Source organism: Blastococcus brunescens, assembly GCF_035320885.1.
Lineage (GTDB): Bacteria > Actinomycetota > Actinomycetes > Mycobacteriales > Geodermatophilaceae > Blastococcus_B > Blastococcus_B brunescens.
In genome coordinates this window covers 2,537,894-2,560,483 of the sequence record NZ_CP141261.1, presented here as the reverse complement: position 1 = coordinate 2,560,483, position 22,590 = coordinate 2,537,894, and the positions used below count along the sequence as shown (strand labels likewise).

Sequence of the window (22,590 nt, the reverse complement as noted above, 5' to 3'; positions counted from 1 at the left end):
GACGGCGCTGACTCCGACATGACGTACAGGGGCACGTCCCTCCACCGCGCTGCTCGGAGGCCGAGGCCGAGGCGATGGCCGAGCAATGGCCATCGCCCTCTGCCATGAGACCGCCGGTGACCCCCGGCGTCGATCGGCAGGAGTACCGATCCTCCGGTGGACGACGCGTTCGCGGAGAGCGCCCGCGGGCTGGAGGAGAGCCGGATCGCCCTGGCGGGATCAAGGACGCGGGCGCGGTTGCATCCCCTGGACCGAAGCGCCCTGTCGCGCAGCGCTGCCACGGTCGGTGCATCCACTCGACCCGTCCGGAGGTGAGGGCTCATGACTCTCATGCGCTTCGATCCGTTCCGCGAGCTCGACCGGCTGGCGGAGCAGACCCTCGCCGTCGGAACCCGGGCCGCGCGGAGCATGCCGATGGAGGCCCTGCGCCGCGGCGACGAGCTGCTGGTCCACCTGGACGTCCCCGGCGTCCCGGACGAGGACATCGACCTGACCGTCGAGCGCAACGACGTGAGCGTCCGGGTCCGTCGCGCACCGGCCCGTCAGGAGGGTGACGAGGTGGTCATCGACGAACGGCCCTACGGCGAGTTCGCCCGCCAGCTGTTCCTCGGGGAGAACCTGGACCCCGACCGCCTGTCCGCCGACACCCGGGACGGCGTCCTGACCCTCACCATCCCGGTCAGCGAGAAGAGCAAGCCCCGCAGGGTCGAGCTCGGGTCCTCGAGCTCGGCCGACGGCGCGGCCGCCCCGGACACGGGCGCAGCCACCGAGGACAAGCCATCGCCGGCCGGACGTCCGTCCGTCGGCTGATCAGGAGGCCACGATGACCGATCGCTCCTACGCAGGGCACTCTCCGGCCGGTGCGTCCGGCGCCGGACGGCCGTGGTCGCCGGGTAGTCCGGGCAGCTCGACGCGGTGGGCCAGGCGCGCGGTCGCGTCGTTCTCGACCTACGAGGAGGCCGAGCGGGCCGTCGACCGCCTCGCCGACCGCGACTTCCCCGTCGAGCGGGTGGCCATCATCGGCCAGGAACTGGAGACCGTCGAGCAGGTCACCGGGAGGATGGACTATCCCACCGCCGCCTGGCGGGGTGCGCTGAGCGGTGCCGTACCGGGGGCGCTGATCGGCTGGATCTTCGGACTGTTCGACTGGGCCGATCCGCTGGTGAGCGCGCTCCTGCTCGCTCTCTACGGGCTGCTCATCGGCGCCGTCATCGGGGCGATCATCGGGATGATCGTCTACGCGCTCCAGCGGGGTCGCCGGGACTTCTCGTCGGTGACCTTCATGCGTCCCCGCCGCTACGAGGTGGTCGTCGACGACGAGGTGGCCGACGAGGCCGCCCGACTTCTCGCATCGGAGGCCTGAGATGGCACGCGCGGTCGGCATCGATCTCGGGACGACGAACTCGGTCATCGCCGCCTGGGAGGGCGGCGAGGCGTCGGTCGTCCCCAACGCCGAGGGCGCTCGCACGTCGCCGTCGGTGGTGGCGTTCACGGAGAACGGCGAGCGGCTGGTCGGCCAGCTGGCCCGCCGGCAGGCGATCCTCAACGCCAAGGGCACGATCTACTCGGTCAAGCGGTTCGTCGGCCGGAGATTCGAGGAGGTCGAGGAGGAGGCCGGTCAGGTCACCTACGACGTGGTCCCCGACGAGAACGGGCTCGCGCGGATCAAGGTGCGGGACAAGCTGTACGCGCCTGAGGAGATTTCCGCGCTGATCCTGCGCAAGCTCGCCGACGACGCCGGACGGCACCTCGGCGAGCGGGTGACCGAGGCGGTGATCACCGTCCCGGCCTACTTCAACGACGCGCAGCGGACCGCCACCCGCGACGCGGGGAAGATCGCCGGCCTCGAGGTCCTGCGGATCATCAACGAGCCGACCGCCGCGGCGCTGGCCTACGGGATGGACAAGGGCCAGCACGAGACGGTGCTGGTGTTCGACCTCGGCGGCGGGACCTTCGACGTCAGCGTCCTCGACGTCGGCGACGGCGTCGTCGAGGTGCGGGCCACCGCCGGTGACACCCACCTCGGCGGGGACGACTTCGACCGGCGGATCGTCGACCACCTGGCCGAGGACTTCCAGAAGGAGAACGGCATCGACCTGCGGAAGGACCCGCAGGCGCTGCAGCGGCTCTACGAGGCGGCTGAGAAGGCGAAGGTCGAGCTGAGCTCGGTCACCCAGACCCAGGTCAACCTGCCCTTCGTCACCGCGGACGCGAACGGCCCGAAGCACCTGACGACGACCCTCATGCGCTCGACGTTCGAGCAGCTCACGGCGGATCTCGTGGAACGGACGATGGGGCCGGTCCGTCAGGCCATGTCGGACGCCAAGGTCGGGGCGGACGACGTCGACGAGGTCATCCTGGTCGGCGGTTCGACCCGTATCCCGGCGGTGCAGGCGCTCGTGCGCCGGCTGACCGGTGGCAAGGAACCGAACATGACCGTCAACCCCGACGAGGTCGTCGCGGTCGGCGCGGGGATCCAGGCGGGCGTGCTCAAGGGCGAGGTTTCCGACGTCCTGCTGCTCGACGTCACGCCCCTGTCCCTGGGGGTGGAGACCCAGGGCGGCCTGATGACCAAGATCGTCGAGCGGAACACCACGATCCCGGTCCGGCGCAGCGAGGTCTTCTCGACGGCCACGGACAACCAGCCCGCCGTCGACGTCGTCGTGCTGCAGGGGAGCGGGAACGCGCGGCGGACAACCGGGTACTGGGGCGGTTCCAGCTCACCGGCATCCGGCCGGCGCCGCGCGGGGAGCCGCAGATCGAAGTGGTCTTCGACATCGACGCCAACGGCATCCTCAACGTCACCGCGCGGGACAAGGACACCGGGGCCGAACAGGGCATCACGATCTCCGAGAGCACCAACCTGGACACCTCCGAGGTCGAGCGGATGGTCACGGAGGCGGAGCGGAACAGGGCGTCGGACCAGCAACTGCGGCAGGAGGTGGACGCGCGCAACCAGTTGGACACGGTGGCCTACCAGGTGCAACGCCGGCTCGACGAACTCGGCGACTCCGCACCCCCGCACGAGCGGGCCCGGGCCGAGATGCTGGTGACCGAGGCCCGGCAGGCGGTGGCCGACCAGGGGCCGGTGGATCGCGTCCGCGAGCTCACCGGCGAGCTGCAGCAGGTGCTGGCCGGGCTCCAGGCCGCCTCGACCAATTATGCCGCGGACGTCGGGGACCCGACCGCCGGTGAGACGGCGGCCGCGGACGACGACGTGATCGACGCCCAGTTCGACCGGAACTGAGCGCCGGCCATGGCCGATCCCGGAGCGAGGACGCCGCCCGCGGGGCCGCCGGGTGGACCGGGTGCAGACCCCGGAGCTGCCGGAGCACCGGCTCACCCGGAGGGAGGCCGCCCGCCGGAGGCGGCGCCCGTCCCGACCCCGGCGGCGGGTCCCACCCAGGACGCGCTCGACGCCGCCGAGGACCGCTGGCGGCGGGCCGCCGCCGACCTGGACAACCTGCGCAAGCGGTACGCGCGGGAGGTCGCGCGCGAGCGCGACAACGAGCGGGAGCTGGTCACGTCGGCGTTCCTGCCGGTGCTCGACACCATCGATCGCGCGCTCGAGCACGCCGCGGCCGACCCGGGATCGATCGTCGAGGGCATCCGCACCCTCCGTGAGCAGGCCCTCGCCGTCGTCTCGGGGCTCGGTTACGGACGGGAGGACGAGCCGGGAGTTCCGTTCGACCCGGCACGGCACGAGGTGGTGGGGGTGGTGGACGCCGACGGGGCCGGGACCCCGCCCGGCTCGGTGGCCTCCGTCGTGCGGCCCGGCTACGGCGCCCCCGGCCGTCAGCTCCGACCGGCGGCCGTCACCGTGGCGCAGCGCCAGGGCGGCTGACGATGCCCCGCGACTTCTACGACGTCCTCGGGGTGTCGCGCGACGCGAGCCAGGACGAGGTGCAGCAGGCCTACCGGCGGCTGGCACGGCAGAACCATCCGGACGTGAACAAAGATCCGGGGGCGGAGGAGCGGTTCAAGGAGATCAACGAGGCGTACTCCGCGCTGTCGGATCCGGAGCTCCGCAAGCGCTACGACCGTTTCGGGGAGGACTTCCGCCGGGTTCCCGACGACTGGGAGCAGCGCGTCGGAGCCGGGGTCGGCGGAGCCGGCCGCCGGGCCGGTCGCGGTCCCCGCACGACCTGGACCACGCAGGGAACCGACGTCGGCGGGGGATTCGGTGGCGGGGGCTTCGGTGGCGGGGGTTTCGATGGCGGGGGTTTCGAGGGCATCGACATCGAAGACCTCCTGGGCGGCATGTTCGGCGGTCGCGGCCGCGGCCCGCGTGCGACCCGCACCGCGGGAGCGGACCAGGAGGCCGAGCTCCCGCTCACCGTGGAGGAGGCCTATCGCGGCGGGCGCAAGGAGATCACCCTCAACGGCCCGGACGGCCCGCGCAGCTACACGGTCACGATCCCACCGGGCGTCAACGACGGGCGGCGGATCAGGCTGGCCGGCGAGGGCGGGCGTGGCCTCGGCGACGGCCCTGCCGGAGACCTCTACCTCGTGGTGCGGCTGTTGCCGCACCCGATCTTCCGTGTGCAGGGCAGGAACATCCACGTCGACCTGAAGCTGGCCCCGTGGGAGGCGGCGCTCGGCGCGAGCGTCCCGGTCGCCACGCCCGGGGCGAGACCACGGTGACCGTGCCCGCCGGCTCCTCGTCGGGACGACGGCTCCGGCTGCGTGGGCAGGGCATGCCGGACCCGGCCGGGCACCCGGGCGACCTGTTCGCCGAGATCAAGATCATGGTCCCGCCACGGCTCAGCGACCGTGAACGTGAGCTGTTCTCCGAACTCGCAGCGTCGTCGACGTTCGATCCGCGCCGGGCTACGACCGACGCCGGGGAGGACGGCGATGAGCCCGCCGAGTCCTCCGCTCCGCTACCCGCTGGTCCGGCGACCGGCATCCGCCCTGCTGGACCAGGAGGAGTTCGCCCGGCGCTGTGGCGTCCACCCGGAACTGGTGCGGCGGTTCTGGGCACTGGGTCTGATCCGGGCCGCGCGGCACGTCGACGGCTCGCTGTGGTTCAGCCCGGCGCAGGTACCGGCCGTCGCGCGCTTCCAGCGGCTGCACGCCACCCTGCCGCTCAACTACGCCGCCCTCGGACTGGTGTGCGACCTCCTCGACCGGATCACCGATCTCGAGGCCGCCTTGCGCGTTCGCGGGCGCACCGAACCCGTACGACGACGCAGCCCACAGGAGCCCGCCAACCGACCCGAGCGGAGTTCGCGATGGACCTGAACCGCCTGACCCAGAAGTCCCAGGAGGCGCTCGCCGCCGCCCAGTCCCTGGCGATCGAGCACGGTTCCACCGAGGTCGACGTCGAGCACCTGCTCACTGCGCTCCTCGACCAGACCGACGGCCTCGTCCCGCGGCTGATCTCGGCGATGGGCGCCGACCCCGCGGCCCTGCGCAGGGACGTGGAGGCGGAGCTCTCCCGCAAGCCACGGACCACCGGCACGGCCCCTCAGCCGGGGCAGGTCTCGCTCACGCAGCGGGTTGCCCGGGCGCTCGAGGCCGCCGACCGCGAGGCCAGACGGATGAAGGACGAGTACGTCTCGGTCGAGCACCTGCTCGTCGCGCTGGCGGAGACGGGCTCGGCCACCGGGGCCGGGCGGGTGCTGGCGCAGCACGGCGTCACCCGTGAGGCGTTCCTCTCCGCGCTGACGCAGGTACGCGGCAACCAGCGCGTCACCTCCGCGACCCCGGAGGGCTCGTACGAGGCGCTGACGAAGTACGGGATCGATCTCGTGGAGTCGGCGCGTTCCGGCCGGCTCGACCCGGTGATCGGCCGCGACGCCGAGATCCGCCGCGTGGTCCAGATCCTGTCCCGGAAGTCGAAGAACAACCCCGTGCTCCTCGGTGAGCCCGGTGTCGGCAAGACCGCCATCGTCGAGGGGCTGGCCCAACGCATCCTCGACGGGGACGTCCCCGAAGGCCTGCGCGACCGAACGATCTTCTCCCTCGACATGGGCCTGCTGATCGCAGGGGCGAAGTACCGGGGCGAGTTCGAGGAACGCCTCCAGGCGGTGCTGACCGAGGTGAAGGCCGCCGAGGGCCGGATCCTGCTGTTCGTCGACGAGCTGCACAACGTCGTCGGCGCCGGTGCGTCCGAGGGGTCGATGGACGCGGGCAACATGCTCAAGCCGATGCTGGCCCGCGGCGAGCTGCACATGATCGGCGCGACCACGCTCGCCGAGTACCGGAAGCACATCGAGAAGGACGCGGCACTGGAGCGCCGCTTCCAGCCCGTCTTCGTCGACGAGCCGTCGGTCGAGGACGCGGTCTCGATCCTGCGCGGGCTGCGCGAGCGGTTCGAGGTGTTCCACGGCGTCCGGATCCTCGACGGCTCGCTGATCGCGGCGGCAACGCTGAGCCATCGCTACCTGACCGACCGGTTCCTGCCCGACAAGGCCATCGACCTCGTCGACGAGGCGTGCGCCCGGCTGCGCACCGAGATCGACTCCATGCCCGCCGAGCTCGACGAGATCACCCGCCGGGTGATGCGGCTGGAGATCGAGGAGGCGGCGCTGGAACAGGAGGACGACCCCGCCTCGGTCGCCCGCCTGGACCAGCTCCGCCGCGAACTGGCCGACCTGCGCGGCGAGGCGGACGCCATGCGGGCGCAGTGGAACGCCGAGCGGCAGGCGATCAAGCGGGTCCAGGAACTGCGGGCGGAGCTGGAGCAGGTCCGCCACGAGATCGGTGAGGCCGAGCGGGCCTACGACCTCAACCGCGCCGCCGAGCTGCGCTTCAGCCGGCTGGCCGACCTGGAACGGAGGCTGGAGACCGAGGAGCGACGGCTCGCCGAGAAGCAGGGCGAGCACAGCCTGCTGCGCGAGGTGGTCACCGCCGAGGAGATCGCCGAGATCGTCTCGGTCTGGACCGGTATCCCGGTGTCCCGGCTGACCGAGGGCGAACGGGAGAAGCTGCTGCGCCTCGACGAGGTGCTGCACCGGCGCGTCGTCGGCCAGGACGAGGCGGTGCAGGCGGTCGCGGACGCGATCATCCGGGCCCGTTCCGGGGTCAAGGACCCGCGCCGGCCGACCGGCTCGTTCATCTTCCTCGGCCCGACCGGCGTCGGGAAGACGGAGCTGGCCAAGGCGCTGGCCGAGGCGCTGTTCGACTCCGAGGACAACATCGTCCGGATCGACATGAGCGAGTACCAGGAGCGGCACACCGTGTCGCGGCTGGTCGGCGCCCCGCCCGGCTACGTCGGCTACGAGGAGGGCGGGCAGCTCACGGAGGCGGTCCGCCGCCGTCCCTACGCCGTCGTCCTCTTCGACGAGATCGAGAAGGCCCACCCGGACGTCTTCAACACGCTGCTGCAGGTGCTCGACGACGGCCGGCTCACCGACGCGCAGGGCCGCACCGTCGACTTCCGCAACACCGTCATCATCATGACGTCGAACATCGGGTCGCAGTACCTGCTCGACGGCGTCACCGACGACGGCCAGCTCAAGCCCGAGGCCCGTGACCTCGTGATGGCGGAGCTGCGGGGCCACTTCCGGCCGGAGTTCCTCAACCGGGTCGACGACACCGTGCTGTTCACGCCGCTCAACCCGGGCGAGATCGAGAACATCGTCGAACTGATGCTCGCCGACCTCCGGGTCCGCCTCGCCGAACGCACCATCACGGTGGGGATCACCGAGGAGGCCAAGCGCTTCATCGCCCGCGAGGGCTACGACCCGGTCTACGGTGCGCGGCCGCTGCGCCGGTTCATCGCCAGGGAGGTGGAGACCCAGGTCGCCCGGGCGCTGCTGCGGGACGGGGCGATCGAGGGCTCGACCGTGCGGGTCGACGTGGACGGCGACCGGCTCGTCGTCACCCACGAAATGACGGGAGCGGAGGCATGAGCGCCCCCGCGACCGCGCGGACGAGCATCGTTCCCTGCGCGCACTGCTCGAAGAAGAACCGGGTGCCGGCCTCCGCCGGCTCGGTGCCGAAGTGCGGGAACTGCCACCAGCGCCTGCCCTGGATCGCCGACGCGGGTGACGACGACTTCGCCGAGGTCGCGGAGCGGGCTCCGGTCCCGGTGCTGGTGGACCTGTGGGCGACCTGGTGCGGCCCGTGCCGGATGGTGAGTCCCGCTCTCGAACGGCTGGCCACCGAGCGTGCCGGTGAGCTCAAGCTGGTCAAGGTCGACGTCGACCAGGCGCCCCGGCTCTCCCAGCGGTTCGAGGTGCGCGCCGTCCCCACGCTGATGGTCCTGCGGGACGGCGAGGTGCTCGCCCGCCAGCCCGGAGCCGCTCCGGAGCCGGCGTTGCGCAACTGGCTGGACCAAGCACTGCAGTCGAAGGGAGCCGAGGAACGATGACCGTTCCGGTAGGACTCGACCCGCACCTGGCCTTCGCTCATGACGACGTCGAGCCCCGCACGCCTCAGGGATGCGAGGAGTGCCTGAAGATCGGGTCCCCTGGGTCCATCTGCGGCTGTGCCTGACCTGCGGGCACGTCGGCTGTTGCGACCAGTCCCCGGGCAAGCACGCCCGCCGGCACGCCGGACTCGTCGGCCATCCGATCATCCGGTCGTTCGAGCCGGGCGAGGACTGGCGGTGGTGCTTCGTCGACGAGGCACCGGTGTGACCACCCAGGCGACGGCTGCCGAGAAAGGCCACGGCGTCGAGCAACTGCTGGCCGATGTGCCGCCGGACGAGACCCTGACCTGACCGGGGCGTTCCCCGGCTGGAGGACTCGCAGCTCCGGATGCTCGAGGCATGGGGGAGCGACGGACGGTCCCGCACGGCGAGGTGCTCATCGCGGAGGGCGAGCCGGAGGACGTCTGCTACGTGCTGCTCGCCGGGCGGGTCGCCGTGGCCGAGGCGGTCGGGACGCCGGACCAGCGCGTCGTCCGCGTGCACGGGCCGGGCCGATTCCTCGGTGACCTGGGCATGCTCACCGGGCAGCCCGCCTACGCCACCAGCGTCGTGGCCGCCCCCGGGGAGGTGCTGGCGATCCCGGCGGAGCGGCTGCGCGCCGGGGCGGCCGCCTCCCGGCCTTCGGCGACCTGCTGCTGCGCGCCCTCCTGCTCCGGCGCTCGCTGGCCCTGGGGGAGGGGATGGGCTTCCGGATCATCGGCTCCCGGTACTCCGGGGCCAGCCGGCAGTTGCGCGAGTTCGCCGCCCGCAACCGGCTGCCGCACAAGTTCGTCGACCTGGAGACCGATCCGTCGGCGGAGCGGCTGCTGCGCGGCCTCGGACTGGCGCCCGACGACACGCCCGTGGTGCTCTTCCGGAAGCGGGTGCTGCGCAATCCGTCCCCGGCGGAGCTGGCCGCGACGTTCGGCCTGCGCGAGGTCGACCCCGCGGAGAAGGTCGTCGACCTCGTGGTGGTGGGCGCGGGCCCGGCGGGCCTCGCGGCCGCGGTCTACGGCGCCTCGGAGGGCCTCGACACGGTCCTGCTCGACGGCGTCGCGCCAGGCGGGCAGGCGGCGCGGACGTCGTGCATCGAGAACTACCTCGGCTTCCCGTCCGGGATCTCCGGGGGCGAGCTGGCCGATCGCGCCGTGCTGCAGGCGGAGAAGTTCGGGGCGCGGCGGTCCGTCCCGGCGGAGGTGGTGGGGATGGAGGAGCGCGACGGGAACCACGTGCTGCAGTTCGCCGACGGCGGTGAGCTGGCCACCCGCACGGTGGTCGTCGCGTCCGGCGTGCGGGTCCGCAGGCTCCCGGTCCCCGGACTGGACCAGTTCGAGGACACCTGCGTGTACTACGCGGCCACGCCCATCGAGGCCCAGCAGTGCGCAGGCGACCCGGTGGTGGTCGTGGGTGGGGGCAACTCGGCCGGCCAGGCCGCGGTCTTCCTCGCCGACCACGCCGCCGAGGTCCGCCTGGTGGTCAGGGAGCACCGGCTCGACGAGAACATGTCGCGCTACCTCGCCGACCGGATCACGCAGGACCCGCGCATCGAGGTGCACCTGCACACCGTGGTGGAGGAACCGGAGGGCGAGGGCGGCCGCCTCGAGGCCGTCGTCGTGAAGGACACGGTGACCGGCGAGCGTCACCGCCTGCCCGCCCGCGACCTCATGGTGTTCATCGGGGGACGCCCAGCACGTCGTGGTTGCCCGACGCGGTCGCCCGTGACTCCGGTGGCTACCTGCTGACCGGGCCGCACGCCCGCCGGTCGACGGAGCGGGGAGTCCGACGGACCCGACCCGCTGCTGCTCGAGACCAGCCTGCCCGGCGTGTTCGCGGCGGGAGACGTGCGCAGCGGCTCGGTGAAGCGGGTCGCGTCGGCCGCGGGCGAGGGCGCGATGGCGGTCCGCCTGGTGCACGAGCACCTGGCCACGGCACGGTGATCGCAGCAGAGCAGGAGGGGCGACAGGGGTCCCGGCGTCGGAGGGCGTCTCACGACCGGGCGGGTGCCAGCCAGGGGGCGGCCTGCTCGCAGAGGCGGTCGTAGTCGGCCGACAGCGTCAGCGACTCCTTCGCGCTGTCGAGGACGAGGCGCGCCTCTCGCAGGAGGGAGCGGTGCGGTCCGGCAGACCGGCATCCTCCAGCTGACCGATCAGCATCTCGATGGTGCTCAGCAGACAGCGGGCGACGGTCGGGGACTCCGCGCCCGAGAGGCGGATGCGTTCGAACGCGGTGGAGACGTAGTCGCCGAAGGACTGCTCGCGGGGAGGAGGATCGCACGCCCCGCACTGCCCGTTCGCCAGGCCGGTGGCAGGTCCCGCAGCAGCAGCGCGCGCAGGACGATGCCGACGTGCAGGACCACCTCGCGGACGGTGGTCGAGTCGCTGCTGCTCCCGGCGCCGGCGCGCTCGGCGATGTCCACGAGCAGGGTGATCCCGTAGCCGAGGTCCTGCTCCAGCGTCGGGTCCGCCCCGATCTCGACGGCCGAGCGGACGGCTCCGGTCACGCGGTCGTCCGGCTGTCCGTTCGCCTCCGTCCGGACGGTCGCCAGCGGCATCCCGTCGGTCACGAAGTCCCCGGCGCGCACCGCCATCTCCACGATCGTCTGCGGCGGAAGGGCGTCGAGCACGGCGCCGAGGTCGATCCGCTGGACCCATCCGCTGTCGTGAGCCAGCACCTGATGCCCCGGACCGTCCGCGCCCCGGGGGCTCGCGGATGGGGAGGTGCCTGGTTGCCGCGGTCGAGCGGCGGGTGGGTGAGCTCGATGAGGCGGAGGCAGTTGTCGGTCATCCAGCGGATCAGGCGGCCGATCTCACCCCAGCGGCTGGCATTGCGGAGTGCGAAGACGACCAGGACCGCGGCCATCACCGGCACGGCGCACGCGATGGCCACCGACACCTGCGGCACGGAGCCACCGGCGTCCGCGTCGGGGATCGCCCGGGCGACGATGATCACGAAGGTCATCGAGCCGACGAGGGCGCCCATCGCGTGCCGTTGCACGGGATCGGTCAGGAAGCGGCGCCGGACCCGGGCGGACAACGGTTCCGCGCTCATCTGCACGGCCCACATCCGGACCATGAAGACGACCGAGATCACGAAGAGCAGGCTCGAGCCGAAGCCGGTGGTCAGGGCCTGCGCGACCGAGGTGCCGACCTGCAACCAGGACGGCGTCCCGTCCGGGCCGAGCCATCGGTCGAGCGCCAGGGACCCGGCCGCCAGGGCCGCACCGCCGGCGACGTACAGGAGCGCCACGACCACGGGATGTTCGGTCAGCGGCCCGGCGCCGACGTCCTGGAAGGGACGGCGCTCGCCCCTCGTGCGCTGCGGATCGGTTCGAGTCGGGGAGGCCACGGTCGGACCTACCTCGACCCGGGCACGAGCCGGGCGTACTCCCCGCCCAGCTGGGAAAGGACGTCGTCGAACTCGCCGGGCTCGACCGCGTCGCGGGTCGTGGCCAGCACGGCGACCATCCCGGCCCGCGCTTCCGCCTCGGGCAGGCGCGCCATCCGTGCGACCCGTCGGGCGAACTCGTCGGGACCGAAGGACTGTGCCTCCGGTTCCGGCGGGATGAGGTCGCCGTACAGCTCCCCGGGCAGTTGAGCGCGCAGGTCGTCGGCCTCGCCGGCGGTGAGCCGCTCGGCCAGCACGCGCAGCGTGGCATGGACGAGCGTCTCGGTCTCGTCGCGGGGGCGTCCTCCACGGGCTCGCACGGACGAGACGAAGTCGTCGTACTGCACTGATCCTCCTCGCGGTCCTTCGCCGGTACCGGACGCGTCGAACCGCACCCGGTGCTCCCAACGTGAGGGATGCCGCCGGGGAGGCCATCGGCAGACCTGCCGATGTGGCGCGCTGTCCGGGTACGGGTGCCGAGCCGGGGTACGCAGCCCGCGACGCCGGAGGCGGTGTCGGGCCGCCGTTCGTGGGGAGGACCACCATGCGAGTCGAAGACCTGTCGGGGGAGGACGCGGCGGTGTACCGGGCCGTGGCCGAGGCGGAGGTCGGTGCCGGCGCGCCGCACCTGCAGGACATCGCCCGTGGTGCCGGGCTGGACCTCGACCGGGCGCGGGCCGCCGTCCACCGCCTGCTGCACAGCGAGCCGAAGATCCTGCACGAGGTGCCCGACTCCGGCCCCACCGATCTGGGACCGACCTACGAACTGGCGCCGCGGACCTGACTCCGTCGGCGAGCGAACAGCCTGGTCCCGGGGGTTCAGCCGGCGCGATGGGGAGTGCCGTCGACCCGGTCCTCCCGCGGCTCGCGCATGTGCTCGGCGACCCCGGCCGGGGCACGCGTGCGGGCCTGCTCGGCGGCCCGGCTCGCCGACCGGCCCGCTCCGGGGTCGACGGGCACCGACCGCGCCACCTCCGCACGGCTGCGGTACTCGACCGGCGGGATCGCCCGGAGGCTGCGGACCACCGCCTCGGGTGCGCCGGCCCGCTCGGCGGCGGCGACCAGCACGTCCTTGCCGGCCGGGTAGTCGACGTTCCCCAGGTACCGCAGGATCTGGTCAGGGGTGCTCGGATCGGTCACGAGGGTTGCCTTCCTGGTCGGTGGAGTCGGTCTGCGCCGGGCCGTGGGCGGATCAGCCGGAGGACCCGACCGCGGCGACCGCCGCGTCGATCCGCCGCGCGAGCTCGACGTCCATGTCGGTCACGCGGTCGAGCGAATGCGTCCAGACCTCGAAGGTGATCGAGTCTCGCGACTGCTCGACGCGCGCGTGGTGGGTCATGTCCTGCTCGGCGCGGGCGACGGCGTCGCGCAATGGCCGCTGGCGCTCGGGCGGGAGCACGACGACGCGCCGCAGCCGGTGTTCGTCGCCTTCCCAGCCCTCCAGTGCGCCGAGCGCGCGGTCGATCTCATCCCGGCCGAGCAGTCGCGGGGTCAGCCCGATCGGCACCCCGGAACCACGAGGCGTTACCCCTGGTCGACGGGCGCGAACAGCTCCTCACCGTCCGGGAGTCGCCGGGCGAGGACGCCGGCCACGTCGGGTTCGGCGGCGGCCAGCGTCGACAGGACCGCCTGGGTGTAGAAGCGGGCCCGCTCGGCCGGGCATCCCGAGCCGGCGCTGACCGCGGAGACCAGGGCGGCACCGCTGTCGTGGTGCAGAGCCTGCCCCCGCATCTCGGCGGCGCCCCGGAGGGAGCCGGGCAGGACCGCAGCCAGCCGATCGCGATCGGCCTCCTCCAGGGACGCGGCCACGGCGGCGATGACGGCCTCCACCGCCCGCCGGGCCTCCTCGGTGTCGGCCGTTCCGGCCTGCGCCCCCGCGGCCTCGACGAACGTCGCGTACCTGATCACCGCGATTCCTCCTCGCTGCGCCCGTCGTCGGTCGCGTGGGTGGCCGGCGCACTCAGGCCATCGGCCCGACCAGCTCCCGGTACTCCTGCGGCAGTTGCGAGAGGACGTCGTCGAACTCCCCGGGCGTGACCGCCTCCCGCACCGTGATCAGGACCGCGGCGGCTCCCGTCCGCGCCTCGTCCCGACCGACGTCCCCCGTTCCGCGACGCGGCGCACGAACTCGTCCACCCCGAACGCCTCCGCCTCTTCGCGCGGGGGACGCAGGTCCTCCTGGAGCCGGGCCGGGAGCTGGCCGGCGAGGTCCTGGGCCTCACCGCCGCTGATGCGGTCGGCCAGCGTCCGGAGGGTGGCGTGCTCGATCCGCTCCGCGGTCTCCTCCGGCATGCCGGCCCGCTCGGCCGTGGTCCGCGTGAACGTCGCGTAGTCCATGTCCGCTCCTGGAGGCGCCGTCCGGCGCCGGTCGTGAGGATCCGTCGTGTCCACCGCGGCTCTGACGCTAGGACCGTTCATCCCGCGTGGGCATCGGTCGATCGGCCGATGTCGCCGTCCCCGGACGGGACTCCCTCTGCTCCGAGTCCCTGCGCCGAGCCGATCCTGGCCCCGAACCGCGGGAGGCTCGCTAGGCCCAGGTCGCGCCCTGGCGCCGACTCGTGCACGCCCGCTGCCGCGGGGGCCGGGACGTAGAGACCCTCCCGTTCGGCGCGGACCGCGGCGAGCGTCCTCGTCGGTGCTCCGAGCTTGCAGAGGATGTGCTCCAGGTGGGCGGCCACCGTCCGCTGGGCGACGACCAGCGTGCGGGCGATCTCGTGGTTGGAGTCCCCTGCACCAGGAGGCCGAGGACCTCGAGTTCCCGGGGGTCAGCCCGTGCAGGTCGGTCGCCGGTGACAGCAGGGCCACAGCGGTCAGCCCCGGCGGCACGTCCTCGGGCGCCGCCAGGACGGTGACGCGCACGTGCCCGCCGGGGGCGTGCGAGCCGCCCACCGGCCAGAGGAACGAGGAGTAGACGTCCCCGTCGTCGATCCGCTCACGTGCGGCGGCCACGACGGGGAGTGGGGGACCAGCAACGCATCCGCCGGCAGGCCCGGCAGCGCCTGACAGTCGCCGTCGGCGCGCAGCACCACGCCGGCCGTGGCGCCCCGAACCAGGCGCGCGGCGGTGACCAGCGCCCGCATCGGGTCGATGCCGTGCGCGAGCACCGGTGCGAGCCGCCCGAGCCGGCGGCGCATGGTCGGGGACGGTGACTGCCGGCTCGCGGACAGCACCCCCAGGAAGCCGACGGGACGGCCTCCGGAAGCGAACAGCGCGACGGCCAGCGCCTCCTGGATGCCGGCCGGGACCAGGCACTCGGACCACGTCGGGTTCTCCTGGCCGGCGGGGGCAGATCCGACCGGCTCATCGGCGGGCCCCGATCAGCACCCGCGGCCTCGATGTCGTGCGCCGTCAGTGGCCCCGCGAGGAACTCCACGGTCGGGTCGTCCAGGTCGACGCTCGCCAGGGAGGAGTAGCCGTGGCCCAGCGGGTCGGCCAGCGCCAGCCAGGCACCGTCGAACGGGACGACCCGGCGGAGGACCTCCAGCAGCGCCTGCCCGCGCTCGGACGTGGTCCCGGCAGATGCGGCGGTCTCGGCCAGCAGCAGTTCACCGGCTCGGTGCGAACTCATGTCTGCCCCCGGGGAACGGCGCGGTAGCGGGCCGAATCCAGCCACGACCGCACCGGCTGTTCGACCGACCGGGGAGTACTCGACCCGATACCCGTACCGCCTCACGCAGCGGCCAACCGCAGCGAGCCTGACGTAGAACCACAGGGCTGTGAGCCCCGGCCTCATGCGTCGGCCGTCGGTCCCCGTCCTCGGCGGTACCGTGTCGTGTGGACCTGCGGCAGCTCAGGTACTTCCTCACCGTCGCCGAAGAGCGGCGCTTCTCCGCTGCCGCGCGCCGGTTGCACATCGCCGCTCCGTCCCTGTCGCAGCAGATCCGTGCGCTGGAGCGGGACCTCCGGGTCACGCTCTTCGACCGCAATCCGCGGGGAGCGGAACTGACGCCCGCGGGGCGTCCTGGCGGAGCGGGCGCGGGTGATCCTGGCCGAGGTCGATCGGGCCCGGGAGGACGTGCGATCCGCAGAGCCCTTGGCCCGGGAGCAGGTGCCCCTGCGGATCTGCACGATGGCCGACCGGGTCCTCGACGGCCCGCTGCGAACGGTGGGCCTGGCCATCCCGGGCGTCGAGGTCTTCGTGACGTCCAGCCCGGGGGACGACGCCGTCGAGGCGGTCCGGCAGGCGCGGGCGGATGCGGCGGTCGTCTGGAGCCGCTCGCAGGAGCACCGGGACCTCGACGGCGTCGTCCTCGGTTCGGTGCCGTTCGGCGTCGTTCTCCCGGAGGCGCACCCGCTCGCCGACCGGGCAGAGGTCCCGGTGACGGCGCTCGGCTCCGAATCCGTGGTGATGTTCCCGTGGTCCCCGTTCTCCGGCATCTGGCAGCGCACCGTGGAACACCTGCTGCCGGGAGGCGCCCAGCACCGGCAGGTGGTCGTCGAGCCGGACCTGATCAACAGCCCCGAGGCGATGCTGCGGGCGGTCGCAGCGGGGTCCGGCGTCGCCCCGGGGATCCTCGGGGTCGCCGAGCGCATGGACGTCGCCGGGATCGTCGTGCGGCCGCTCGATCCCCCTTGCTCCTCGACCTGGAGGTCGTCTGGCGGCGACCGGCCCGCCCCGCCGTCGGCCGCCTCGTCGACTTCCTCGTCGAGTCGGTCGACGATCCGGAGGTCCTCGTCTCGGCTCCCCGTCGTTCCCCGGAGGCGGGGGCGCTCAGGGCTTCAGGACCACCTTCTCGCAGCCGTCGGCCTTGTTCTTGAAGATGCTGTAGCCGTGCGGGGCCTCGGCCAGGGGCAGCCGGTGGGTGATCACCCGGGTCGGGTCGATCTCACCCCGCTCGATCCGGTCCAGCAGCGGGTGCATGTACCGCTGCACGTGGCACTGGCCGGTGCGCAGGGTGAGTGACCGGTTCATCCAGGCGCCGGCCGGAAACTTGTCGATCAGCCCGCCGTAGACCCCGATGACCGAGACGATCCCCCGCTGCGGCAGGACAGGATCGCCTGGCGCAGGGCGTGCGGCCGGTCGGACTCCGAGCGGACCGCCTGCTTCACCCGGTCGTAGAGGTGCACGTGGGCGGCCCCGTGCGTGGCCTCCATGCCGACGGCGTCGATGCACTTGTCCGGTCCCCGCCCACCGGTCAGCTCCAGCAGGGCGGAGCGGACGTCGGCGTCGGAGTAGTCGATCGTCCGGTAGCCCTGGGAGGCGGCCATCTCGAGGCGGTACGGGACGTCGTCGATGGCGATCACCGTGTCCGCGCCCAGCACGCGGGCGCTGTCCATCGCGAACTGGCCCACGGGGCCGGCCCCCAGACGGCGACGATGTCGCCGTCCCGGATGTCGCACATCTCCGCGCCCATGTAGCCGGTGGGCAGGATGTCGGAGAGGAAGAGCACCTGCTCGTCGTCGAGGTCGCTCTCGATGCGGATCGGGCCGACGTCGGCGAACGGCACCCGGGCGTACTCGGCCTGTCCGCCGGCGAAGCCGCCGGTGAGGTGCGAGTAGCCGAAGATCCCGGCGACGGGGTGCCCGAACATCTTCTCGGCGACGCCGGCGTTGGGATTGGTGTTCTCGCAGCAGGAGTACAGCTCGGCCCGGCAGGCCAGGCATGCACCGCAGGCGATCGGGAAGGGGACGACGACGCGGTCGCCGACCCGCAGCCTGGACCCGTCGACGCCGCGGCCGACCTCGACGACCTCGCCCATGAACTCGTGCCCCATCACGTCGCCCTTCTCCATCGTGGGCACGTAACCGTCGAGCAGGTGCAGGTCGGAGCCGCAGATCGCCGTCGACGTGATCTTCACGACGGCGTCGCGGCTGTTGAGGACCGTGGGATCGGGGACGTCCTGCACCTCGACCTTGTTCGGGCCGGTCCAGCAGGTGGCCTTCACGCCAGCACCTCCTGGCCTGCCTGGAGCTCCTGCAGCTCCTCGTCGCTCAGCGGCCGGGCCGGGCGCTGCGGGAACTCCTTGCGGGCCCGCTTGCCCCACGGGGCGCCCTCGGAACGCACGACCTCGCCGGTCTCCATCACCTGCTTGAAGCGCCGCAGGTCGTCGTCGAGCGCCTGGGAGGGCTCGTCGCCGAAGTACTTCGCAACGGCTCTGCCCAGCGCGCCGGCGGGCATGTCGTAGCGCAGCGTGACGCGCACCTCGGTACCCCGCCCGCCCGGTGCGGGCACGAACAGCACCTCGCCGGAGGTGGTGACGTCGGCGCCCCGACAGACGCCCAGGCGATGCGCTCCGCGGCGACGTCGCCCGTGGTCACGGCGTCCCACTCGACGACGGTGTCGAAGGGGGCGCTGGCCGACCAGTGGCTGGAGCTCGGGCCGGTCACCCGCACGTCGTCCAGGTGCGCCATGAAGGTGGCCAGGTTCTCCAGCCGGTGCCAGAAGTCGTACACCTCCTGCGGCGGCTTGGTGACGGTCGTGGTCGAGGTCAGCTCCATGGGTGGGCTCCTGAGGGACGGTGGGCACCAGCGCGTCCAGCCAAGCCCCGCGTCGGCGCGGCCTCCATCGGCAGGACGACCGATCTCGCCGTGCCCTGCACGGCCGGCAGGGGCCTCCGCGTCGCGGATCGGCATGTCTGCCGATACCACGGCCGGCGCTGTGCCGGGTGCAATCGAGGCCCCCGACCCGAGCCCGGAGCCGTGGGAACCCCGACGAGGAGGCAGCATGAAGGCAGTGGTCTACGAGGGGCCGCGGCAGGTCAGCGTCAAGGACGTGCCGGACGCGCGGATCGAGCGGCCGACCGATGTCCTGGTGCGGATCACCTCGGCGAACATCTGCGGCTCGGACCTGCACATGTACGAGGGCCGCACCGACTTCGAGACCGGCCGCTGGTTCGGCCACGAGAACCTGGGCCAGGTGGTCGAGGTCGGCGACGGGGTGGACAAGGTCCGGGTGGGCGACTGGGTCGTCCTGCCGTTCAACATCGCCTGCGGCCACTGCAAGAACTGCGAGCGCCAGCTCACGAACTACTGCCTGACCGCCCAGCCGGAGCCGAACATGGCCGGCGCCGCGTACGGCTTCGCCGACATGGGCCCCTATGGCGGGGGACAGGCCGAACTGCTCCGCGTGCCCTGGGGTGACTTCAACTGCCTGCGGCTGGGGAGGACGCCGAGGAGCGCCAGACCGACTACGTGATGCTGGCCGACATCTTCCCGACCGGCTACCACGCCACCGAGATGGCCGGGGTGAAGCCCGGCGACCAGACGGTCATCTACGGCGCCGGCCCGGTCGGGCTGATGGCCGCCCTCTCCGCGACCATCCGCGGGGCCGGCAAGGTGATGGTCGTCGACCGGCACCCCGACCGGCTCCGGCTGGCGGAGTCGATCGGGGCGATCGCCATCGACGACTCGAAGGTCGATCCGGTGCAGGCTGTCCTCGACCAGACGATGGGGCTGGGCGCGGACAACGGCTGCGAGTGCGTCGGTTACCAGGCGCACGAGCCGGACGGGCAGGAGCGGGCCAACCTGACGATGAACCGGCTGGTCGGTTCGGTGCGCTTCACCGGGAAGATCGGCACAGTCGGCGTCTTCGTGCCGCAGGACCCCGGCGCGAGCGACGACCTGGCGAAGCAGGGCAAGCTCGCCTTCGACTTCGGCATGTTCTGGTTCAAGGGCCAGAGCATCGGCAGCGGCCAGGCACCGGTCAAGAAGTACAACCGGCAGCTGCGTGACCTGATTGCCGGCGGCAAGGCGGAGCCGTCCTTCATCGTCAGCCACGAGCTGACCCTGGACGAAGCACCCACGGCGTACGAGCACTTCGACAAGCGGGACGACGGCTGGACCAAGGTCGTGCTGCACCCTGCGATGGCGGGGGCGTGACATGGCGGGCGCGCTGAACGGGCGGCGGGTCGCCATCCTCGCGGCCGACGGGGTGGAACGGGTGGAGCTCGAGCAACCGCGGCGGGCCCTGGACGACGCCGGTGCACGCACCGACGTCGTCTCGATCGCGAGCGGCGAGATCCAGGCCCGCAACAACGACCTGGAGGATGCCGGCACCTTCGGCGTCGACCGGCTGGTCGGGGCCGCCTCGGTCGACGACTACGACGCGCTGCTGCTCCCGGGCGGCACCGTCAATCCGGACAAGCTGCGGATGGAACCCGTCGCGGTCCAGTTCGTCCGGGACTTCGCCCGGTCGGGCAAGCCGGTCGCCTCCATCTGCCACGGCCCGTGGAACTTCGTCGAGGCCGACGTCGCGCGCGGTCGCCGGCTGACGTCGTTCCCGAGCATCCGCACCGACCTGCGGAACGCCGGCGCCGAGGTGGTCGACGAGCAGGTCGTCACCGACGGCAACATCACCACGAGCCGGTCGCCCGACGACCTGCCGGCCTTCTGCGAGCGCATCGTGCAGGAGTTCGCCCGTGCCCCGCAGCCCGCCGCCGCGGGAGGTCGGACATGACCGGCCCCATCGGGAACGTGGCGTCCCTCGCCGCGCGCGCCGGCGGGAGCGTCGTCCGCCAGGTGCGGTCTGCCGTCGACCCGTCCGCGGCCCGGCCGGCCGGCGCGGCTCAGCCCGCATCGGGGTGGCTCGCGGTGACGGTGTTCCGCGAGCCGTCCGAGGTCGACACCGCGGCGCTGCCCACGCCGCTGGCGGAGTACGGGGACCGGATCGAGGTCCGCGTCCGCCCGGCGGCCGGCGGCAAGGGCACGGAGCTGGCGGCCCGCCTGCGCGACCGGCCGTCGTCGGGCGCCCTCAGCCGGATCACCGGCAGTGACCCGCAGGCCGACCTGCGGTCCGCGCTGCGCCGGGCCAAGCAGGTCATCGAGGTGGGCGAGGTGCTGGCGGTGGATCCCGCCCCCACGGCAAGCGGACCGCGACTCCCGGCGGCGCGCTCCTGGAGGCGTGGACCAAGGTGGCGCCCAAGGCAGGTGTGCGATGAAGGCGGTGACCTGGCGCGGGGTCAACGAGATCGGCGTCGAGGACGTCCCCGAGCCCAGGATCCTCAACGACCACGACATCATCCTCGAGGTGGGGCTGACGGCGACCTGCGGCTCGGACCTGCACCTGATGGGCGGCTACATCCCGGCCATGCGCGCGGGGACGTGCTGGGCCACGAGTTCATGGGCACGGTCGCCGAGGTCGGCCCCGGCGTGACCAAGCACAAGGTGGGCGACCGCGTGGTGGTGGTCTCCTTCACCAGTTGCGGGCAGTGCTGGTACTGCAAGCAGGGGCTCTGGTCGCTGTGCGACAACGGCAATCCCAACCCGGGGATCACCGAGGCGCTGTGGGGTCAGGCCATCGGCGGCTGCTACGGGTACTCGCACGCCCTGGGGGCTGGGCGGGCAGTCACGCGCCCTACATCCGGGTGCCCTACGCCGACCAGGGCGCCTTCGCGATCCCGGACGGCGTCTCCGACGAGCGGGCGCTGTTCGCCTCCGACGCCGCACCCACCGGCTGGACCGGGGCGCACCAGGCGGAGGTCCGGCCGGGCGACGTCGTCGCGGTGTGGGGGCCGGCGGCGTGGGCCAGATGGCCGCCCGGGCGGCCATGCTCATGGGCGCCGAGCGGGTCGTCGTCATCGACCGGTACGACAACCGGCTCCAGCAGGTCCGCACGCACATCGGGGCGGAGACCCTCGACTACGAGGAGGTCGACGTCCCCGCCGAGCTGCGCGAGATGACCGGTGGCCGGGGACCGGACGTCTGCATCGAGGCGGTGGGCATGGAGGCGCACAGCCCGGGGCCGCAGTACCTCTACGACCAGGTCAAGCAGCAGATGCGGTTGCAGACCGACCGGCCCACGGCGGTGCGGGAGGCGATCTACGCCTGCCGCAAGGGCGGGACGGTGTTCACCCTCGGCGTCTTCGCCGGCCTGGTGGACAAGTTCCCCTCGGCGCGGTGATGAACAAGGCGCTGACCCTGCGCGGCGCCCAGCAGCACGGGCACCGCTACATCCCGGAGATCCTCGACCGGATGAGCCGCGACGAGGTGCGGACCGAGCACCTCGCCACCCACGTGATGTCGCTCGACGACGGGCCGAAGGGGTACCGGATGTTCAAGGAGAAGGAGGACGGGTGCGTACGTGCCGTGTTCCGTCCTGGTGCGTGAGGCGCCGAGAGACGGACCGCCGCCACCCCCGGCGCCGTGGACCACAGGCCGGCGCCGGGGGCTCGCGGGGCCGGTGCCGGGCCGGCGGATGAGCGTCCCCGGCGCCGGGGCGGCGGTGGAGGCATCGAGGCCGACGATCCTGTCGTGGCGCCGCCTGCTGATCTGCCTCGGCGGCGGCCTCCTCGCGGCCGGACTGGCCACGGTCGCCGGCGTCCCGGAGATCGCGGTGCTCGTCGGCTGGTCCGTCGCCGCCGGCGGCCTGCTGGCCTGGGTGTGGCGGATCGGCTGGCCGCGCGATCCGGAGGGGACCAAGCGGCTGGCCGAGGAGGAGGGGCGGACCCGCGTCACGGACACGGTCGTGCTCGGTGCGGCGGTCGCCAGCCTCGGCGCCGTCGTGGAGGCCCTCGTCCGGTCCGGCACGAGGGACGCCGTCGGCGCCGCCACTGTGGTGCTCGGCGTCGTGGTGGTGATCCTGTCGTGGGCACTGGTCAACACGGTCTTCGCGCTCAAGTACGCCCGGTTGTACTACGCGGGGGCGACGGCGGCATCGACTTCCACCAGGAGGAGCCGCCCGCCTACAGCGACTTCGCCTACGTGACCTTCACCGTCGGCATGTCCTTCGCCGTGCCGGAGACCCCGCTCGCGGACACCCGGATCCGGAAGGTCGGCCTCGGACACGCGCTGCTGTCCTACCTCTTCGGCACCGTGGTGATCGCCGTGGCGGTGAACCTGGTGACCAACCTGGGGCAGTCGTCGTGAGGGCGTGTCGCCACAGTGCCCTCTCGGTGCCGGGCGCCCGGGGG

30 protein-coding genes and 6 pseudogenes are annotated in these 22,590 nt (G+C 72.8%); 22 read left to right on the top strand and 14 right to left on the bottom strand.

Annotated features, from left to right (window positions below; genetic code table 11):
* Positions 1 to 330: 330 nt before the first annotated feature.
* From U6N30_RS17110 to U6N30_RS17055, 11 genes and pseudogenes are all read left to right on the top strand, one after another.
* Positions 331 to 810: an Hsp20/alpha crystallin family protein gene (locus U6N30_RS17110; RefSeq protein WP_324273198.1), complete on the top strand. Its 480-nt coding sequence runs from the start codon at positions 331 to 333 to the stop codon at positions 808 to 810.
* Positions 811 to 823: 13 nt separating this feature from the next.
* Positions 824 to 1,363, top strand: a complete 540-nt coding sequence (locus U6N30_RS17105) for a general stress protein (protein WP_324273197.1) — start codon at positions 824 to 826, stop codon at positions 1,361 to 1,363.
* A 1-nt stretch (position 1,364) separates the two neighbouring features.
* Positions 1,365 to 3,247 (top strand): annotated as a pseudogene (gene dnaK, locus U6N30_RS17100) (molecular chaperone DnaK).
* 9 nt (positions 3,248 to 3,256) lie between these two features.
* A complete protein-coding gene (locus tag U6N30_RS17090) occupies positions 3,257 to 3,844 on the top strand; it encodes a nucleotide exchange factor GrpE (protein WP_324273196.1) in 588 nt (195 codons plus the stop codon).
* A gap of 2 nt (positions 3,845 to 3,846) precedes the next feature.
* Positions 3,847 to 4,697 (top strand): annotated as a pseudogene (locus U6N30_RS34035) (DnaJ C-terminal domain-containing protein); the annotation flags it as partial.
* Positions 4,698 to 4,857: 160 nt separating this feature from the next.
* Positions 4,858 to 5,244, top strand: coding sequence for a chaperone modulator CbpM (locus tag U6N30_RS17075; protein WP_422678123.1), 387 nt, complete (start codon positions 4,858 to 4,860; stop codon positions 5,242 to 5,244).
* Positions 5,235 to 7,859, top strand: a complete 2,625-nt coding sequence (gene clpB, locus U6N30_RS17070; RefSeq protein ID WP_324273194.1) for an ATP-dependent chaperone ClpB — start codon at positions 5,235 to 5,237, stop codon at positions 7,857 to 7,859. Before U6N30_RS17075 ends, clpB begins: the two co-directional genes overlap by 10 nt.
* Positions 7,856 to 8,320, top strand: coding sequence for a thioredoxin (trxA, locus tag U6N30_RS17065; protein WP_324273193.1), 465 nt, complete (start codon positions 7,856 to 7,858; stop codon positions 8,318 to 8,320). Before clpB ends, trxA begins: the two co-directional genes overlap by 4 nt.
* A gap of 79 nt (positions 8,321 to 8,399) precedes the next feature.
* Entirely contained in the window at positions 8,400 to 8,588 is a 189-nt protein-coding gene (locus U6N30_RS17060) for a UBP-type zinc finger domain-containing protein (RefSeq protein ID WP_324273192.1), read from the top strand.
* 131 nt (positions 8,589 to 8,719) lie between these two features.
* Positions 8,720 to 8,968 (top strand): annotated as a pseudogene (locus U6N30_RS34030) (cyclic nucleotide-binding domain-containing protein); the annotation flags it as partial.
* Positions 8,969 to 9,060: 92 nt separating this feature from the next.
* Complete coding sequence (locus U6N30_RS17055) at positions 9,061 to 10,101, top strand: NAD(P)/FAD-dependent oxidoreductase (RefSeq protein ID WP_324273191.1); 1,041 nt, start codon at positions 9,061 to 9,063, stop codon at positions 10,099 to 10,101.
* 422 nt (positions 10,102 to 10,523) lie between these two features.
* On the opposite strand, the gene U6N30_RS17050 is transcribed toward U6N30_RS17055, so the two are convergent.
* The 3 genes from U6N30_RS17050 to U6N30_RS17040 form a co-directional block, all read right to left on the bottom strand.
* Complete coding sequence (locus U6N30_RS17050; RefSeq protein ID WP_324273190.1) at positions 10,524 to 11,030, bottom strand: DUF2254 family protein; 507 nt, start codon at positions 11,028 to 11,030, stop codon at positions 10,524 to 10,526.
* Positions 10,919 to 11,611 (bottom strand): DUF2254 family protein, encoded by a 693-nt coding sequence (locus U6N30_RS17045; RefSeq protein WP_324273189.1) that lies wholly within the window; start codon positions 11,609 to 11,611, stop codon positions 10,919 to 10,921. The genes U6N30_RS17050 and U6N30_RS17045 overlap by 112 nt, the downstream gene beginning before the upstream one ends.
* A 101-nt stretch (positions 11,612 to 11,712) precedes the next feature.
* Complete coding sequence (locus tag U6N30_RS17040; protein WP_324273188.1) at positions 11,713 to 12,090, bottom strand: DUF2267 domain-containing protein; 378 nt, start codon at positions 12,088 to 12,090, stop codon at positions 11,713 to 11,715.
* A gap of 197 nt (positions 12,091 to 12,287) precedes the next feature.
* Between U6N30_RS17040 and U6N30_RS17035 the strand changes: the two genes are divergently transcribed.
* Positions 12,288 to 12,527 carry a hypothetical protein gene (locus U6N30_RS17035; RefSeq protein ID WP_324273187.1) on the top strand — a complete coding sequence of 80 codons (240 nt, stop codon included), beginning with the start codon at positions 12,288 to 12,290 and terminating at the stop codon, positions 12,525 to 12,527.
* Between the two features lie 35 nt (positions 12,528 to 12,562).
* Here the strand turns inward: U6N30_RS17035 and U6N30_RS17030 are convergent, their stop codons facing one another.
* The 7 genes from U6N30_RS17030 to U6N30_RS17000 form a co-directional block, all read right to left on the bottom strand.
* A complete protein-coding gene (locus U6N30_RS17030; protein ID WP_324273186.1) occupies positions 12,563 to 12,883 on the bottom strand; it encodes a DUF2795 domain-containing protein in 321 nt (106 codons plus the stop codon).
* A gap of 52 nt (positions 12,884 to 12,935) precedes the next feature.
* Entirely contained in the window at positions 12,936 to 13,250 is a 315-nt protein-coding gene (locus tag U6N30_RS17025; RefSeq protein WP_324273185.1) for a 4a-hydroxytetrahydrobiopterin dehydratase, read from the bottom strand.
* A 17-nt stretch (positions 13,251 to 13,267) separates the two neighbouring features.
* Complete coding sequence (locus U6N30_RS17020) at positions 13,268 to 13,651, bottom strand: DUF2267 domain-containing protein (protein WP_324273184.1); 384 nt, start codon at positions 13,649 to 13,651, stop codon at positions 13,268 to 13,270.
* Positions 13,652 to 13,703: 52 nt separating this feature from the next.
* On the bottom strand, positions 13,704 to 13,793 hold the full coding sequence (locus U6N30_RS17015; RefSeq protein ID WP_324273183.1) for a DUF2267 domain-containing protein: 90 nt from the start codon (positions 13,791 to 13,793) through the stop codon (positions 13,704 to 13,706).
* A gap of 5 nt (positions 13,794 to 13,798) precedes the next feature.
* Positions 13,799 to 14,080, bottom strand: a complete 282-nt coding sequence (locus U6N30_RS17010) for a DUF2267 domain-containing protein (protein ID WP_324273182.1) — start codon at positions 14,078 to 14,080, stop codon at positions 13,799 to 13,801.
* A gap of 77 nt (positions 14,081 to 14,157) precedes the next feature.
* Complete coding sequence (locus tag U6N30_RS17005) at positions 14,158 to 14,421, bottom strand: hypothetical protein (protein WP_324273181.1); 264 nt, start codon at positions 14,419 to 14,421, stop codon at positions 14,158 to 14,160.
* Between the two features lie 254 nt (positions 14,422 to 14,675).
* Complete coding sequence (locus tag U6N30_RS17000; protein ID WP_324273180.1) at positions 14,676 to 15,311, bottom strand: hypothetical protein; 636 nt, start codon at positions 15,309 to 15,311, stop codon at positions 14,676 to 14,678.
* A gap of 206 nt (positions 15,312 to 15,517) precedes the next feature.
* Here U6N30_RS17000 and U6N30_RS16995 point away from each other — a divergent pair.
* Positions 15,518 to 15,691 (top strand): annotated as a pseudogene (locus tag U6N30_RS16995) (LysR family transcriptional regulator); the annotation flags it as partial.
* 31 nt (positions 15,692 to 15,722) lie between these two features.
* Positions 15,723 to 16,646 (top strand): LysR family transcriptional regulator substrate-binding protein, encoded by a 924-nt coding sequence (locus U6N30_RS16990; RefSeq protein WP_324273179.1) that lies wholly within the window; start codon positions 15,723 to 15,725, stop codon positions 16,644 to 16,646.
* 35 nt (positions 16,647 to 16,681) lie between these two features.
* On the opposite strand, the gene U6N30_RS16985 is transcribed toward U6N30_RS16990, so the two are convergent.
* The 4 genes from U6N30_RS16985 to U6N30_RS16970 are packed head-to-tail and all read right to left on the bottom strand — an operon-like array spanning position 16,682 to position 18,181.
* Positions 16,682 to 17,005 carry a zinc-binding dehydrogenase gene (locus tag U6N30_RS16985; RefSeq protein WP_324273178.1) on the bottom strand — a complete coding sequence of 108 codons (324 nt, stop codon included), beginning with the start codon at positions 17,003 to 17,005 and terminating at the stop codon, positions 16,682 to 16,684.
* The gene (locus tag U6N30_RS16980; protein ID WP_324273177.1) at positions 16,984 to 17,628 is read right to left on the bottom strand and encodes an alcohol dehydrogenase catalytic domain-containing protein; all 645 of its coding nucleotides are present in this window, start codon (positions 17,626 to 17,628) and stop codon (positions 16,984 to 16,986) included. Before U6N30_RS16980 ends, U6N30_RS16985 begins: the two co-directional genes overlap by 22 nt.
* Positions 17,625 to 17,765, bottom strand: a complete 141-nt coding sequence (locus U6N30_RS16975) for a hypothetical protein (protein WP_324273176.1) — start codon at positions 17,763 to 17,765, stop codon at positions 17,625 to 17,627. The genes U6N30_RS16980 and U6N30_RS16975 overlap by 4 nt, the downstream gene beginning before the upstream one ends.
* The gene (locus tag U6N30_RS16970) at positions 17,765 to 18,181 is read right to left on the bottom strand and encodes an SRPBCC family protein (RefSeq protein WP_324273175.1); all 417 of its coding nucleotides are present in this window, start codon (positions 18,179 to 18,181) and stop codon (positions 17,765 to 17,767) included. Before U6N30_RS16970 ends, U6N30_RS16975 begins: the two co-directional genes overlap by 1 nt.
* 226 nt (positions 18,182 to 18,407) lie before the next feature.
* On the opposite strand from U6N30_RS16970, the gene U6N30_RS16965 reads away from it, so the two are divergent.
* From U6N30_RS16965 to U6N30_RS16930, 8 genes and pseudogenes are all read left to right on the top strand, one after another.
* A complete protein-coding gene (locus tag U6N30_RS16965) occupies positions 18,408 to 18,878 on the top strand; it encodes an alcohol dehydrogenase catalytic domain-containing protein (RefSeq protein WP_324273174.1) in 471 nt (156 codons plus the stop codon).
* Positions 18,878 to 19,561, top strand: coding sequence for a zinc-binding dehydrogenase (locus U6N30_RS16960; RefSeq protein WP_324278342.1), 684 nt, complete (start codon positions 18,878 to 18,880; stop codon positions 19,559 to 19,561). Before U6N30_RS16965 ends, U6N30_RS16960 begins: the two co-directional genes overlap by 1 nt.
* Position 19,562: 1 nt before the next feature.
* Positions 19,563 to 20,138, top strand: a complete 576-nt coding sequence (locus U6N30_RS16955; RefSeq protein ID WP_324273173.1) for a type 1 glutamine amidotransferase domain-containing protein — start codon at positions 19,563 to 19,565, stop codon at positions 20,136 to 20,138.
* A 477-nt stretch (positions 20,139 to 20,615) separates the two neighbouring features.
* The gene (locus tag U6N30_RS16950) at positions 20,616 to 20,834 is read left to right on the top strand and encodes a hypothetical protein (protein ID WP_324273172.1); all 219 of its coding nucleotides are present in this window, start codon (positions 20,616 to 20,618) and stop codon (positions 20,832 to 20,834) included.
* A pseudogene (locus U6N30_RS34025) lies at positions 20,801 to 20,929 on the top strand (alcohol dehydrogenase catalytic domain-containing protein); the annotation flags it as partial. The gene U6N30_RS16950 and the pseudogene U6N30_RS34025, both read left to right, overlap by 34 nt.
* Before the next feature lie 256 nt (positions 20,930 to 21,185).
* On the top strand, positions 21,186 to 21,581 hold the full coding sequence (locus U6N30_RS16940; RefSeq protein WP_324273171.1) for a zinc-binding dehydrogenase: 396 nt from the start codon (positions 21,186 to 21,188) through the stop codon (positions 21,579 to 21,581).
* Positions 21,581 to 21,787 (top strand): hypothetical protein, encoded by a 207-nt coding sequence (locus U6N30_RS16935; protein WP_324278588.1) that lies wholly within the window; start codon positions 21,581 to 21,583, stop codon positions 21,785 to 21,787. The genes U6N30_RS16940 and U6N30_RS16935 overlap by 1 nt, the downstream gene beginning before the upstream one ends.
* Before the next feature lie 88 nt (positions 21,788 to 21,875).
* Positions 21,876 to 22,546, top strand: a pseudogene (locus U6N30_RS16930) (DUF1345 domain-containing protein).
* Positions 22,547 to 22,590 lie beyond the last annotated feature (44 nt).

Bases quoted from the DNA above. Each gene is read 5' to 3' on its own strand.
- U6N30_RS17110 (WP_324273198.1), top strand. From the start codon at position 331: ATGCGCTTCGATCCGTTCCGCGAGCTCGACCGGCTGGCGGAGCAGACC.
- U6N30_RS17105 (WP_324273197.1), top strand. From the start codon at position 824: ATGACCGATCGCTCCTACGCAGGGCACTCTCCGGCCGGTGCGTCCGGC.
- U6N30_RS17090 (WP_324273196.1), top strand. From the start codon at position 3,257: ATGGCCGATCCCGGAGCGAGGACGCCGCCCGCGGGGCCGCCGGGTGGA.
- U6N30_RS17075 (WP_422678123.1), top strand. From the start codon at position 4,858: ATGAGCCCGCCGAGTCCTCCGCTCCGCTACCCGCTGGTCCGGCGACCG.
- clpB (WP_324273194.1), top strand. From the start codon at position 5,235: ATGGACCTGAACCGCCTGACCCAGAAGTCCCAGGAGGCGCTCGCCGCC.
- trxA (WP_324273193.1), top strand. From the start codon at position 7,856: ATGAGCGCCCCCGCGACCGCGCGGACGAGCATCGTTCCCTGCGCGCAC.
- U6N30_RS17055 (WP_324273191.1), top strand. From the start codon at position 9,061: ATGGGCTTCCGGATCATCGGCTCCCGGTACTCCGGGGCCAGCCGGCAG.
- U6N30_RS17035 (WP_324273187.1), top strand. From the start codon at position 12,288: ATGCGAGTCGAAGACCTGTCGGGGGAGGACGCGGCGGTGTACCGGGCC.
- U6N30_RS17010 (WP_324273182.1), bottom strand. From the start codon at position 14,080: ATGGACTACGCGACGTTCACGCGGACCACGGCCGAGCGGGCCGGCATG.
- U6N30_RS17000 (WP_324273180.1), bottom strand. From the start codon at position 15,311: ATGAGTTCGCACCGAGCCGGTGAACTGCTGCTGGCCGAGACCGCCGCA.
- U6N30_RS16975 (WP_324273176.1), bottom strand. From the start codon at position 17,765: ATGGAGACCGGCGAGGTCGTGCGTTCCGAGGGCGCCCCGTGGGGCAAG.
- U6N30_RS16970 (WP_324273175.1), bottom strand. From the start codon at position 18,181: ATGGAGCTGACCTCGACCACGACCGTCACCAAGCCGCCGCAGGAGGTG.
- U6N30_RS16965 (WP_324273174.1), top strand. From the start codon at position 18,408: ATGAAGGCAGTGGTCTACGAGGGGCCGCGGCAGGTCAGCGTCAAGGAC.
- U6N30_RS16960 (WP_324278342.1), top strand. From the start codon at position 18,878: ATGCTGGCCGACATCTTCCCGACCGGCTACCACGCCACCGAGATGGCC.
- U6N30_RS16955 (WP_324273173.1), top strand. From the start codon at position 19,563: ATGGCGGGCGCGCTGAACGGGCGGCGGGTCGCCATCCTCGCGGCCGAC.
- U6N30_RS16950 (WP_324273172.1), top strand. From the start codon at position 20,616: ATGAAGGCGGTGACCTGGCGCGGGGTCAACGAGATCGGCGTCGAGGAC.
- U6N30_RS16935 (WP_324278588.1), top strand. From the start codon at position 21,581: ATGAACAAGGCGCTGACCCTGCGCGGCGCCCAGCAGCACGGGCACCGC.